Genomic DNA, 13786 nt, shown 5'->3' on the forward strand with positions numbered 1-13786 from the left:
GCACGGCGAGGCCGCCCGCCACTCCTGAGCCCGCCGTTCCTCGGGCGACACCCCAACCACGGCGAACCAGGCGGCCCCCGCGACCGCCCCCACGACCAGCAGCGGCGGCAGCAGCCGCGCGCGTATGAACCGCCCCGACCCCGGGGCCGACTCCCCCCATCTCGAACATCCGGCCGATTCTGCCAAGGCCCGCCCCCGCCGGCATCCGCATCAACGAGACCCGACCGAGCGCTCACGGTGTGACCAAAACAGCGGAGTCAGGCCGTGCCGATCGGCAGACCACACCCGACCGTCCGACGTCCTGGTCTGCTCTAGCGGAAAGTCGGCGTCCCCTGTCCGCGTCACGCCCGGTTTCGGACACTTCCCCAAGTCCTCATCCTGGACGGCTCGCTTGTGATCAGACACCGTCGCCATGGGTCCGTATGCGAGTTCTGTATCGACCGCTCCTCAAGAGCCAAATCACGTCATGGAATGTCAGATTCTGACAGCTTAACAAGGGCTGATTCCCGTATGCAGTAAATGCGTTCGATTGCCATGATCAGTAGCGTCCTCCACCGTGATGTGCTGAATATGCCGATGGCTTCGCACGCCCTGCGAGCCCGGGAAAGCCTTGGGGACACCTTGAACGCCATGCAGGTTGCTGAAGCGGGAGCCGCCACCCTCGTCAGCGAGATGGTCAAGAACACCTGGGAATCCGTACGCGACAAGGTGAGCAGGTTGTTCCGGCGAGGTGGCGAGGAGAGCGCCGAGCAAGACCTGCGCGTGCTCGACGCGGCTCGGCAGCGGCTCATCGGCAGCGCCGAAAGCGAGCGGGAGGCGGTCGAGGCCCGGTTGCGGACCGAGTTGGTGATCCAGTTGGCGGCGTTTCTGCAGAAGCATCCGGACGCGGCCGATGAGCTGCGGGAGTTGGCGGCCCGGTTCCAAAAGGCGGGAGAGGGTTCCGGCGCACGGGCGAACGTGCACCACAACGTCAACAGTCAGGTCGTCATTGCCAATGGTCCCATCAGTAACTCTGGGGGCTTCCACTACGGCAGGACGGAGAACGGTCAGTGAACGAGCTGACCCCTCCCGGCGCCGTACCGCCTCAACCGTCTGCCCCTCCCGCCACGGTGTCGACGTCCGGTCTGCGGGTGGAGGTGACCGGCAACCACAACTCGAAGGTTGTCGTGGCCGCTGGCAACGTCACCATGACGAGCAAGCCACAACTTCCCGTGGCCGACATTCCTCAGGCCGACCTCGATGTCGTGCATCTCGCATGGGTGGACCTGAGCGCGCGCAACGAGACGGTACGCACCTCGGCCGAGATCGTTGATCGTCTCACTGGGGGCGGTCCCCGTCTGGCGGTCGTCAGCGGACCCGCCGGGTACGGCAAGCGCACTGCCGGGATCAGGGCTCTGTGGGAGATCTCCCAGAAGGCACAGGCCGATCACGGCAGGCCGCTGGCGCTTCAGGAAATCAAACCCGACTGGGAGAAGCCTGGTTTCCCCGACATCACCGTGCTGCCCGACGAGCCCGGTACCGGATACCTGCTGGATGTGGCCGCGGAGATCAGCTCATGGCGCAACTCCGGCAACGTAGCGGAGCAGTTGTTGAGCTACTCCGAAGCCCTGCTCTACGTGGGGTCGTATCTCGTTCTGATCGCCGACGAGCACGGGTGGCCCGATGCCGCCTCCGGGACCTTGGCCAAAGTCGTCTTCCACGCCACCACGCGGCCCTCCGCCCACCGAGTGGCGAAGGCACACCTTCAGTACGTACACCGCCGGCCGGAGCGTGTTCGCTGGCTGAGCACAGCTTCCTCGGAAACGGAAAGCGCGGGCGAGGCGGCGCATCTACTGACCGACAGCAGCAGCCCCGCGGACGCGGCACGGCTGGCCACAGCCCTTGCCCAAGTCGACGGCTCCGCCCAGAGCCTGAAGACCGCCCTTGGCGCATTCCAACAGTGGCGCTCGGACGTTCAGGGGGTTTTCAAAGCCACAGAGGACAACCCGGACGACCGCGCACTGCTCGTCTCGGCGCTGTTCCTCAACGGCAAGGACGCGCCGACCGTCAAGGAAGCGGCCCGGACCCTGCTGGGAGAGTCCCACCCGACGAGCGTACGGAAGATCCTCACCGGACCGGATCTCACCACCAGGCTCACGGACCTGGGCGCGCACGTCACCGGGCGCACTGTGACACTCGACCACAAGCCCGGATACGCGGGCGCGGTACTGCTGCACCTCTGGCGGCAGCGCCCCGATATCCATCCGCTGCTCCTGAGCTGGCTCGACACCATCACCTCGCCCAAGCAGCCCGGTGCCGACCGGCTGGCCTCAATCAGCGACCTCTTGGTCGAACTGGCCGTCGCGGAAGACGACATCCGAGTCATCGAACAGATCCACGCCTGGATCGACAACGGCGATGACAGTGTCGGCCACCGCAAGCTGATCGCACGGGTCCTCACGATCGCGGCCGAGTCGGAGACGCTGGGCTCGAAGGTCCGCGCCCTCCTGCTGGACTCGGCGCAGGCTCCTTCGGAGACCGTGGCAACCGTCGTCGCTCTGGTCTGCCAAGGCGCCTTCGCGGAGCACTATCCGCGCCAGGTCCTTGTGCGTCTGCGGCACATCCTGGATCGGCCCGAGCCCGACGAGGCCGTGCGTACGGCTCAGGAAGCGCTCCGGGAGATCGCCTCCCGTGAGGGACAGTTGCCGCGGGTGTGGAGCACCGTCATCAAGTGGGCGACCGAGAAGAAGCACCTGGCAGGTCACCGGGCATTCCTCTCGCTCCTCGACCCTCGCGTCGATCCCTACGTTCTACAGGTCATGCTGACCGCCGCCGAACAGAAGCCGGACGTCAAAGAGGCTCTTGTGGAGGGCTGGAACGTGGCCCTGGCGGACACGCGCGTGGACGCCGAATGCCGGGATCTCCTCTCCGCCTGGGCGCGGGCGCGGCAATCGGGACAGGTACCGAAGGAAGTCGTGACGGAGATCCTCGACGACGTCGTCAGGCAGCATCTGTACTCCACACCGATCTCGGCCCTCATCTTCGGTGAGCCGGGGGTGGCCAACGACGCGGCCATCATTGAACTGCGCAGGAACCTGAGGCTGCCTCCAGCGTTGTCGGCGGTCCGCCCCGGCCACGCGCCCGTGCCGGCGGAGTCCTGATCCGTGGCTCTCCCCCTGTGGTCGCCCACCCTCCGCCGCACGCGCAGAACGGTCCGACGCGGCTTGTCCCGTTTCGAGGCCCGTTTGCCCAGCACCTGCCCGGGCATCGCTTTCACTGCCCGGATCACGGCCACTGTGCTCACCGGGCCGCCTTATCCGGGCACGGACGACGAGATTGTCGGAGCTGTTCGAGGCGTGCTGAGAAAAGCGGCGGCCGATGTCTCCGCAACGTGTCATCCGGCAGACCTGGCCTCGGCACGCGACGGTGTCGGGCAGCACCTCCGGCGTCCGCGCGCTTTGCCCACCGAGCCACCGGTCGACTTCCGGGCCGAGGTCACCCTCGATCTCCTGCTGGACGATCGGGCAGCGGTGGACGCCCTGCTCGCCGCGCAGCGCGAGCAGGCCATGGCCGACATCCTGCGACGCCAGAATGCCGACGCGGTCGCTGCGGAACTGGCGAATCCCGATGCTCTGTTGGTGCGTTGGGTCGAGCGCGAGAACGCCGACTGGTCCACATTTTCCGTGGCTTTCGGCCAAGCGGAGCAGATCGCACAACGGTTTGCCCAATATCGACCCGAACACCAGCGGACAATCGAGCACGAGGCCCTGGAAATCCTGCGGGAGTTCCTGAGCAGCTTCCCGGACCCCGCCCAAAAACGGATGCTCTACACGCTCTTTGCTGCCGGTATGGACGGCGCCAAGCGTCCACAGCACGCCGAGAAGGCACACGCTCTGCTCCGCAGGCTCACGCTCACGCATCCGGTGGGTGACGAGTGAGCGAAAAAGGGGACATACGTCCGCCGACCAAGAACCCGAGCCGCAGATGAGCACTGCGGCATTGCGGTGGCTTCTCGCCCCGCGCACAAGCTGGCGCGCCTGGCGCCTCATACGTTCCGGCGAAGGAGACTTTTCGTTCGACACAGCTTGGCGGCGTATCCGGATCGACCTGCACCCCGACGAAATGCCCTACCGGTACCACGGCCACGTGGCAACAAACACCCCGGACGACAAGGACCGTTTGCCCTGGAGCTGACCTCTGTGTGCCCGTCAGGGTCAGGCAGGGTCAGGCTGCTCGATCGGCCGCCGCCACCACTCGGTGGATTTGAAGCAGCCCATCAGCCAGTGGGCTTCCGCCACGTCGAGGATGATGTGGCCGACAGACGGGATCGGCTCGAAGCGGAGCATCCGTTCCTGGATGTGCACGGGCTCCCAGTCCAGGTCGTGATGGAGCAGGACCGCGTACGGCTCGGCGCGGCGCTGCCAGAAGACCATGGGTTCGAAGACCTCGTTCTCGAAGGGTTTGACGATGTCGTCCGGGGCGAACTCGACGTCCGCCATGTCCGCCCACCTGCCGACTCCCTCGCGTTCGCGGGCCAGGTAGCGCCGCATGCCCTGCACGAATGAGTCAAGACTCGCGTCGTCCAACACCGACTCACGCGAGACGACGATCGACCTCACCGCCTTGCGCAATGCTCTGGCCCGCCGGAGTTGACGGGTGGCATTCGCCCAGAAAAGGCCACCACGCTCCGGATCATGGACCACGCAGAGGACGGGTAGGCTGCCATCGCGCCAGTTGTCCCCGTGATCACCGACCTTTACCCGGTGCCCGCGTCTGGTCCGGGTCGAGATCCCGCCCTTCACCTGCATGAACACGGAATCCTCCGTCCGCTGCCCATCATGGACGAAGGTGACGTGCAGATCCTCACCGTGATCGTTACCGCCGTCGATCTCCTGCACAATATGGCCGTGCCGCTCAAGCAGCGCACGTACCTCATTCACCGCCGTACGTCCGATGCGCCGGCTTTCGGGTACCTTCGGCATCCAAGCCCCCCTCACGATGTGCGGGGACCAGATTACGACCAGTCGCTCGGCGCCGCGCGGTCGAACGGTGCCTGCGTTTCCTCGGCGTCGCGAGGTCACGGTCGCGGCAGTGGCGACCGCAGGTTGAAGCGAATCGGCACTTGTTGCGCTGCAAAGCTGCGCTCCGCCCGTAGCGGCGCATCATCTGGCCGCATTCGCACCGCATCAGGTGCGGTGGGCCCATGGCCGGGGCGGGTGGGGGTGGTTGCAGGTGGGTTACGGTGACGGGTTGTCGTGGGCTGGGCGGGAACGCTCCTTGGCACAACCGCACTTGGGGGAACCATGCACAACCGCGCCACAACGGCCGCCATAGGTTTAGCCGCCGCCGCTCTGTTGCTCGCCGGCTGCAACGACGACCCGACCTCGGCCCCCGCACCTGGGGACCCGGCCTCCACGACGACGGCGGTCGCGTCGACCGCCACGGCCACCGCGTCCGCGAGCACCCCCGCAGGGACGGCCGCGACGGCCACCACCACGGAGGGCAAGCCCGTGCCCGACCTTGTCGGCAAGGGCCTCCAAGCCGCCCAGGACGCCGCCCAGGCCGACGGGTTCTACAGACTGACCAGCCATGACTCCGCCGGGCGGGACCGTATGCAGATCCTCGACCGCGACTGGAAGGTCTGCTCCCAGACCCCGAAGGCAGGCGCCACGGTGTCCACGGACACGAAGATCGACCTGGGCGCGGTGAAACTCACCGAGAGCTGTCCCGAAACCGACCAGAAGCCGCCCGCCAAGGCGGGCCACACGATGCCGGGCTTCGTGGGCAAGGCGCTCAACACCGCCAGGGAAGCGCTGCCGTCCGACACGTCGATCACGTCGACGGACGCCAGTGGCCAGGACCGCTTCATCCTCGTGGAATCGAACTGGAAGGTGTGCGCCCAGGAGCCGTCCGCGGGGGCAGCGCTGTCCGGGCAGCCGGTGACGTTCACGGCAGTGAAGTTCGGCGAGACCTGCCCCTGAAGGGACGTACGCCCCCGGCCTCGTCCCCGTTCGGCCCGCGGGGGTGAGGGGTGTCCATCGGGTGAGGGTGACTCACTCGAACGGGGGGCGAGGGGGCCGCCCGACCTGGGAGCGGTCCCCGGAGGGGGCCCGACGGGTGCCGGATCGCGGGGGCGAGGGCCGCCGGGGGGACCTCGGCGCATACGGGGCGGAGCGGGCGGGTTACGGTTGTGGCATGCACGTAAGCGAGGAGCAGCCGCCCGGCGACCCCGCGCCCGGGCCGGCCGGCGGCGGACAGCGCTCGCTGTACGTACCGGTCAAGCAGGGGCCCGCGGGCGCGGTGGTCCGACTGTGGCGCACCCCGTTCGGCACCCGCACCGCCGTGGCGTTCACCAGCGACCGGCGGCTGCGGTCCGTGCTCGGGCCCTGCCAGCCGTGGATCCGCCTCTCGGAGCACGCGCTGCGCCGGATGGCCGAACCGCTGGGCGCGACGCGCCTCACCATCGACCCCGTGCTGACCGCCCGGCCGCCCGCCGCCTGGTCGGACCCGGCGCCGGCCGAACCGTGCGAGTTCCGCCCGCCGCAGGCGCCCCAGACCGTGAAGCCCCCGCAGGCCCCGAAGCCCCCCAAGCCCCCGCAGGCCGCGAAATCCCCGAAGCCCGCGAAGCCGCAGGCCGCCGGCACGACCCCCTGACGCCGGGCCACCGCCCCCAGCCACACGCCCCCGCCCGCCCGTACGCTTCCGCACGCCCACACGCTTCCGCACGCCCGCACGCCGGTCCACCCATACGCCCCCGCCCGCCACGAACCGCCCGCGCGAAAAGAAAATCTCACGACCGCGGGTTTCTGTTATCGCCCCCGCGTGGCACCGTCTCCTGTTCGGGGGCAGAGGTCCGGAGCGGAGAGCGGAGCGGTACATGCGTGCAGGCGATCGGGTCGGTCCCGACCCCGCCATGGTCGTCGCGGCGCGGGCGGGCGATCAGCGGGCCCTCGACCTGCTGATCGCGGAGTGCCTGCCGCTGGTCTACAACATCGTCGGGCGCGCCCTGGACGGCCACGACGATGTGGACGACGTCGTGCAGGAGACGCTGCTGCGGGTCGTCCGCGGCCTCGGCGAGCTGCGCGACCCGGAGGCCTTCCGGTCCTGGCTGGTCGCGATCGCCGTACGGCAGGTCCGTGACCGGGAGGAGGCCCGCAAGGCGTCCTGGCACCACCGCACCGCGCTGGACGCGGCCGAGCTGATCCCCGACCCCGCCTCCGACTTCGCCGCGCTGACCATCCTGCGGCTCGGACTGACCGACCAGCGCCGGGAGATCGCGGAGGCGACCCGCTGGCTGGACCCGGACGACCGTACGCTGCTGGCGCTGTGGTGGCTGGAGGAGACCGGCGACATCGGCCGCTCCGAACTGGCCGGGGCGCTGGGGCTGACCCGGCAGCACGCCGCGGTGAAGGTCCAGCGGATGAAGGAGCAGCTGGAGACCTCGCGGACCGTGGTGCGGGCGCTCGGGGCCGCCGACGGGTGCGCCGAGCTGCGCGCGCTGACGGCCGGCTGGGACGGCGTGCCGAACCCGCTGTGGCGCAAGCGCTTCGCCCGGCACATCCGCGGCTGCGAGGAGTGCGGGCGGCGCGGCGCCGTTCTGCTGCCGATGGACCGCCTGCTCAGCGGGCTGCCGCTGCTGCCCGCGCCGCTGCCCTTCGTCGTTCCGCACGCGGGCCTCGCCTCGGCGCCCGCCCACACACCCCCCACCCAGGCCGCTTCCCCCACCGCGGCCCCGCGCACCGCTCCGCACCCCCGCCCCCCACGGCAGCGGAGCGGTGCGCCTCGGGGGAGCCACGCCAGGCCCAGGCTGCCGCACGGGCCGTTCGCGATCCCGGCCGCCGCCGTGGCCGCCGTCGCGGCGGTCGCGGCCGGCGCGCTGTTCGCCGTCCATCTGACGGCGGACCCGTCGGCGCCCGCCGCGGCGCGGGTCTCGCCGCGCCCGGCCGTCACCGCGACGGCCACGACCACGGCGGCGGTCCCGACCACGACGCCCCCGACCACCGCGACGCCCTCGGCCACGCCGAAGAAGACCCCGGCCCGCACCGCGAGCCCGCACACCACCAAGGCCGTGCCGCCGCCGAAGGCGCCGCCGCCCGCGCCGGCCGTGTCCTCGGTCCGCAAGGGCGTGGGCGTCTGGTCGTTCCCCGGTGTGAACACGGCCCTGGAACGGTCGGGCGCGGGCTGGTACTACACCTGGGCGCCGACCCACGACGGCATCAGCGGGCCCGGGTTCGTGCCGATGATCTGGGGCGCCGACAGCGCGGACGCGTCGTCGCTGGCGCGGGCCGCGCAGGCCGGACCGTATCTGCTGGGCTTCAACGAGCCGGACATGGCGGGGCAGTCGAACATGACTGTCGATCAGGCGCTGTCGCTGTGGCCGAAGTTGATGACGACGGGGAAGGTGCTGGGCAGTCCGGCGGTGGCGTACGGCGGTGACACGGCGGGCGGTTGGCTGGACCGCTTCATGAGCGGCGCCCAGCAGAAGGGCTACCGCGTCGACTTCATCGCCCTGCACTGGTACGGCGGCGACTTCACGACGCCGAACGCCGTCGCGCAGCTCAAGTCGTATCTCCAGGCGGTGTACAACCGCTACCACAAGCCGATCTGGCTCACCGAGTTCGCGCTGATCGACTTCTCGAACGGTACGCGCTTCCCGACCGACGCGCAGCAGGCCGCGTTCGTCACGTCGGCGACGAAGATGCTGGACGGGCTGCCGTGGTTGCAGCGGTACGCCTGGTTCGGGCTGCCCGCGAAGGACGGCGAGGCCAGCAGCGGGCTCTTCCACGACGGGCCGGTGGAGACGGCGGCGGGACGGGCGTTCGAGGCGGCTCGCTGAGCGGTGGGTTCACCGGCCGGTCCCGGAGCGCTCACCTGCCGGTCCCGGGGCGCGCGTTCACGGCGCCATGAAGCGTACGTCGTGCGCCACGCCCGGGTCCGCGGCCGCCAGCAGCCGCGCGCCCTCCTCGGCGAGGGTGTCGCGGTCGGCGGGCGACAGGGGCGCGAAGGGCGTCACGACGACCGCCGCCGTGCCCTTCGTCCGCGCGAACACCCAGGTGCCGCCCACGAATCCGTCGACCAGGATCATGCCGCGGACCAGGCCGTTGACGGAGATCACCCGGGTCTTGTGCTCGGTCGCCAGTACCCGGGTGCGGTCGGCGTGGGAGAGCACGAGGTTGTCGAAGTCGGCGACCAGGCGGGCGGGGACGGGCACATCGGGGTCGGTGAGTTCGGCCTCCGGCAGGTCGTAGAGCACCCGGCCCTCGCCGTCGGTGTACGTGCGCAGGTCCAGGGCGGTGAAGGCGGGTTTCAGGCCGGTCAGTCCGCTCCACTTCTGCATGTCGGCGGGCGTGGCCGGGCCGAAGGCGGCGAGATAGCGGCGGACGAGGGAGGCGGGCGTCGGCGAGGGGCCGGGCAGGGCGGCAGGCTCGGGCGGCGCGCCCAGCCAGTCGTCCAGGAGCGCGTACCGGGGGCCGCCGCCCGCTCCCCACACTCCGCGCGGCGGCAGTTGGACCAGCGGGGTCCACATCCGCAGCGCGTTGACGAGCGAGGCCGGGTCGGCGGCCGGGAAGCGCCGGCCGAGCGCGGTCCGCAACTCGGCCGGAGTCAGGGGCTGTTCGGTCAGCAGCGCGCGCCCGTGGGCGACGGCCTCGGCCCGGTCGACGCCCTTGATCCCGGCCGCCCACTGCGAGACGGCCAGCGTCCGCTCGAACATCGGCCGCATCCACGGCCGCAGCAGCAGCGCGTCCTCGGCCGTCACGAGATGGACGGTGCCGCGCATCAGCGTCAGCCGGACCACCCGGCGTTCGGTGAGCAGCGCGCCCAGCTCCGCGAAGTCGAACCGGTCCAGCCGGCTCCACAGCCCCGGATACGGCGAGGTGGGCACCTGCGACTGAAGCCCCAGCAGGTGGGCGACGACCTTCTCGGCGCCCATGCCGGTCCGCTCCAGCAGGAGTTGGCGGGCCAGCAGGGTCCGGTTGAGCGTCCGGCGGTCCAACGGTACGGGTGTGCGGCGCGGTGACGGCGTGACGTGCATGGTGTCCACGGTAGGCCGGATCGCGGACAGTTCCGTTCCGCGATGCCCGCCCATGGGGACGGCACGCGTCCGGACAGGTGACGCCGGGCCGCGCCCGCGTCACGGCGGCCGCCCGGGCGTCACGGAGTGGGCGTGCCGAGGTGGGGGGCGTCGTGGTGGATCGGCGTGCGGGTGGTGGTCAGGGGGTCGCCGGTGCCGCCGTGGCGGGCGGCGACGATCTCCGCGGCGATGGACAGCGCCGTCTCCTCCGGAGTGCGCGCGCCCAGGTCGAGGCCGATCGGCGAGTGCAGCCGGGCCAGTTCGGGCCCGGTGACCCCCGCCGCCCGCAGCCGGTCGAGCCGTTCGACGTGGGTACGGCGTGAGCCCATCGCGCCGACATAGCCGACCGGAAGCCGCAACGCCCGTTCCAGCAAGGGGAGATCGAACTTCGGGTCGTGGGTGAGCACACACACCGCCGTACGCCCGTCCAGCCGTCCGGCCCGCGCCTCGGCGTCGAGATAGCGGTGCGGCCAGTCCACGACGACCTCCGCGGCGTCGGGGAAGCGCGCGGTGGTCGCGAACACCGGCCGCGCGTCGCAGACCGTCACCCGGTAGCCGAGGAACCGGCCCGCCTGTACCAGCGCGGCCGCGAAGTCGACGGCGCCGAAGACCAGCAGCCGGGGCGGCGGCACCCGGGACTCGACCAGCAGCGTCAGCGGCTCCCCGCAGCAGCTGCCGTCCGCGCCGATCACCACCGTGCCGGTCCGCCCGGCCGCCAGGGCGGACCGCGCGGCGGCCGCGGCCGTACGGTCCCGCCGTCCGTCGCCCAGCGAGCCCGCCGCGATGCCGCCGGTGTCGACCAGCAGCGCGCGGCCGAGCAGGTCGGCGGGCCCCGCCGTCACCCGGGCCAGCGCCACCGGCTCCCCCGCGACGGCGGCGGCCAGCGCGCGGACGACCTCGGGCCGCTCAGTGGGGTCGATCCGCTGGACCAGGACGTCGATCTCGCCGCCGCAGGTCAGCCCGACCGCGAAGAGGTCACCGTCAAAGCCGCCGCCCGAGCCGCCCGAGCCGCCGAAGCCACCGAAGCCGTCAGAACTGCCGAAGCGCTCGACCCGCGCACCCGGCCCCTCCCCCGCCAGCGCCTCCCGGCACAGCTCGTACACCGCCCCCTCGACGCACCCGCCCGACACGCTGCCGACCGCCTGCCCCGAGCCGTCCACGGCGAGCGCCGCCCCCGGCTGCCGCGGCGCGCTCCCGCCGGTCGCGGCCACCGTCGCTACGGCGAACGGCAGCCCGCGCCCGCACCAGCCGTACAGCTGCTCGGCGATCTCCAGCACGGTCGCTCACCTCCTCGGGCCGCGGACTCCGGTACGCGAGACAGCGGGCCCCGCTCAGGCCCCCGTCAGATGCTCGGGCCGGATCGGCGTCCGGTGGAGCGCGAGTCCGGTCGCCTGCCGGATGGCGGCGAGCACGGCCGGGGTGGACGACAAAGTGGGCGCCTCGCCCACGCCGCGCAGCCCGTACGGGGCGTGGTCGTCGGCGAGTTCGAGCACGTCGATCGGAATGGCCGGGGTGTCGAGGATGGTCGGGATGAGGTAGTCGGTGAAGGACGGGTTGCGCACCTTCGCGGTCTTCGGGTCCACCAGGATCTCCTCCATCACGGCCACGCCGAGGCCCTGTGTGCTGCCGCCCTGGATCTGCCCGGCGACCGACAGCGGATTGAGCGCCCGGCCGACGTCCTGCGCGCAGGCCAGCTCCACCACCTTGACCAGGCCGAGTTCGGTGTCGACCTCGACCACGGCCCGGTGCGCGGCGAAGGAGTACTGCACATGGCCGTTGCCCTGCCCGGTGCGCCGGTCGAACGCCTGGGTCGGCCGGTGTCTGAACTCCATCTCCAGCTCGACGACTTCGTCCTCCAGCACGTCGGCGATGCCGGCCAGCGCCTCGCCGCCGTCGGTGACCACCCTGCCGCTCTCCAGCAGGAGTTCGGCCGTCGCCCAGGCCGGGTGGTAGCTGCCGAACCGGCGGCGGCCGAGTTCGAGCACCTTCGCCCGTACGGCCTCGCAGGCCTGCTTGACCGCGCCGCCGGTCATGTACGTCTGCCGGGAGGCCGAGGTGGAGCCGGCCGAGCCGACCCGGGTGTCGGCGGGCAGGATCGTGACCTGGGTGACGCCGAGTTCGGAGCGGGCGATCTGCGCGTGCACGGTGACGCCGCCCTGCCCGACCTCGGCCATCGCGGTGTGCACGGTGGCCACGGGCTCGCCGCCCACGGCCTCCAGCCGGACCCGGGCGGTGGAGTAGTCGTCGAAGCCCTCGGAGAAGCCGACGTTCTTGATGCCGACCGCGTAGCCGACCCCCCGGACCACGCCTTCGCCGTGCGTGGTGTTGGACAGGCCGCCGGGCAGGGCCCGTACGTCGGCGGGGCCGCCGGCGACCTCCCACTGCCGTTCCGGCGGCAGCGGGCGGGACTTGACCCGGCGCAGCAGTTCGGCGACCGGCGCCGGGGAGTCCACGCGCTGGCCCGTGGGCATGAGCGAGCCCTGTTCCATGGCGTTGATCTGCCGGAACTCCACCGGGTCCAGGCCGAGTTCGGCGGCGACCTGGTCCATCTGGGCCTCGTAGGCGAAGCACGCCTGGACCGCGCCGAAGCCGCGCATCGCGCCGCAGGGCGGGTTGTTGGTGTAAAGGGCGAGCGCCTCGATGTCGACGTCCTCCACGACGTACGGGCCCACCGACAGGGAGGCGGCGTTGCCGACGACGGCCGGGGAGGAGGAGGCGTAGGCGCCGCCGTCCAGCACGATGCGGCACTTGACGTGGGTGAGCCTGCCGTCGCGGGTGGCGCCGTGCTCGTACCGGAGTCTGGCGGGGTGGCGGTGGACATGGCCGAAGAAGGACTCGAAGCGGTTGTAGACCATCTTCACGGGCCGGCCGGTGCGCAGCGCGAGCAGACAGCCGTGGATCTGCATCGAAAGATCCTCGCGGCCGCCGAACGCGCCGCCGACGCCGGAGAGCGTCATCCGGATCTTCTTCTCGGGCAGGCCGAGCACGGGCGCCATCTGCCGCAGGTCGTTGTGGAGCCACTGGGTGGCCACGTACAGGTCGACGCCGCCGTCCTCGGCCGGGACCGCGAGCCCGGACTCGGGGCCGAGGAACGCCTGGTCCTGCATGCCGAAGACATAGTCGCCGGTGACGATCACGTCCGCGCGCCGGGCGGCCGCGCCGGCGTCGCCGCGCCGAATCGGCTGCCGGTGCACGACGTTGGGGTGCGGGACGTGCCGGCTGTACTCGTCCTCGCGGCCCTCGTGCACCAGCACCGCGCCGGGGCCGGTGGCGGACGCCTCGTCGGTGACGACGGGCAACTCCTCATACGTGACGCGGATCTTGGCGGCGGCCCGGCGGGCGGTCTCCGGGTGGTCGGCGGCGACCAGCGCGACCGGCTCGCCGTGGTGGCGCACCTTGCCGTGGGCGAGGACGGGGGTGTCCTGGATCTCCAGGCCGTAGGTGCGTACGGGGGTGGGCAGGTCGTCGTAGGTGAGCACGGCGCGCACCCCGGGGACGGCCAGCGCCTCGGCGGTGTCGACCGACACGATCCGGGCGTGCGCGAGGGTGCTGCGCAGGGTGTGGCCCCACAGCATGTCCTCGTGCCACAGGTCGGAGGCGTACGCGAACTCGCCGGTCACCTTGAGGATGCCGTCCGGGCGGGCGGTGGACTCGCCGATGCCGCCGCCGGTGGCCGGGTTCTGGGTCAGTCCGGTGGGAAGGCGGCCGGGGACGCCGGGTGTCGGTACGGCCATG

The 13786-nt window shown here is 71.4% G+C and carries 10 protein-coding genes; 6 read left to right on the forward strand and 4 right to left on the reverse strand.

Features of this window, described 5'->3' with window-relative positions:
- Positions 1–534 precede the first annotated feature (534 nt).
- The 3 genes from OHA30_RS05955 to OHA30_RS05965 all read left to right on the forward strand — a co-directional run bounded on the left by OHA30_RS05955 (position 535) and on the right by OHA30_RS05965 (position 3917).
- Positions 535–1053: a hypothetical protein gene (locus OHA30_RS05955; protein WP_328912737.1), complete on the forward strand. Its 519-nt coding sequence runs from the start codon at positions 535–537 to the stop codon at positions 1051–1053.
- Complete coding sequence (locus OHA30_RS05960; RefSeq protein ID WP_328912738.1) at positions 1050–3140, forward strand: hypothetical protein; 2091 nt, start codon at positions 1050–1052, stop codon at positions 3138–3140. Before OHA30_RS05955 ends, OHA30_RS05960 begins: the two co-directional genes overlap by 4 nt.
- 63 nt (positions 3141–3203) lie before the next feature.
- On the forward strand, positions 3204–3917 hold the full coding sequence (locus tag OHA30_RS05965) for a hypothetical protein (RefSeq protein ID WP_328912739.1): 714 nt from the start codon (positions 3204–3206) through the stop codon (positions 3915–3917).
- A gap of 276 nt (positions 3918–4193) precedes the next feature.
- Here OHA30_RS05965 and OHA30_RS05970 read toward each other — a convergent pair whose 3' ends face one another.
- Positions 4194–4961: a DUF4365 domain-containing protein gene (locus OHA30_RS05970; RefSeq protein WP_328912740.1), complete on the reverse strand. Its 768-nt coding sequence runs from the start codon at positions 4959–4961 to the stop codon at positions 4194–4196.
- A gap of 321 nt (positions 4962–5282) precedes the next feature.
- Between OHA30_RS05970 and OHA30_RS05975 the strand changes: the two genes are divergently transcribed.
- The 3 genes from OHA30_RS05975 (at position 5283) to OHA30_RS05985 (ending at position 8815) form a co-directional block, all read left to right on the forward strand.
- Positions 5283–5960, forward strand: a complete 678-nt coding sequence (locus tag OHA30_RS05975; protein ID WP_328912741.1) for a PASTA domain-containing protein — start codon at positions 5283–5285, stop codon at positions 5958–5960.
- A gap of 214 nt (positions 5961–6174) precedes the next feature.
- Entirely contained in the window at positions 6175–6633 is a 459-nt protein-coding gene (locus OHA30_RS05980) for an SAV_915 family protein (protein ID WP_328912742.1), read from the forward strand.
- A gap of 223 nt (positions 6634–6856) precedes the next feature.
- Positions 6857–8815, forward strand: coding sequence for a sigma-70 family RNA polymerase sigma factor (locus tag OHA30_RS05985; RefSeq protein WP_328912743.1), 1959 nt, complete (start codon positions 6857–6859; stop codon positions 8813–8815).
- Between the two features lie 57 nt (positions 8816–8872).
- On the opposite strand, the gene OHA30_RS05990 is transcribed toward OHA30_RS05985, so the two are convergent.
- The 3 genes from OHA30_RS05990 to OHA30_RS06000 all read right to left on the reverse strand — a co-directional run bounded on the left by OHA30_RS05990 (position 8873) and on the right by OHA30_RS06000 (position 13785).
- Entirely contained in the window at positions 8873–10012 is a 1140-nt protein-coding gene (locus OHA30_RS05990) for a winged helix DNA-binding domain-containing protein (RefSeq protein ID WP_328912744.1), read from the reverse strand.
- Positions 10013–10131: 119 nt separating this feature from the next.
- Positions 10132–11328 (reverse strand): XdhC family protein, encoded by a 1197-nt coding sequence (locus tag OHA30_RS05995; protein ID WP_328912745.1) that lies wholly within the window; start codon positions 11326–11328, stop codon positions 10132–10134.
- Positions 11329–11382: 54 nt separating this feature from the next.
- A complete protein-coding gene (locus OHA30_RS06000; protein ID WP_328912746.1) occupies positions 11383–13785 on the reverse strand; it encodes a xanthine dehydrogenase family protein molybdopterin-binding subunit in 2403 nt (800 codons plus the stop codon).
- Position 13786: the final 1 nt, after the last annotated feature.

It is taken from the genome of Streptomyces sp. NBC_00223 (assembly GCF_036199905.1).
In the GTDB taxonomy this organism is placed as follows: domain Bacteria; phylum Actinomycetota; class Actinomycetes; order Streptomycetales; family Streptomycetaceae; genus Actinacidiphila.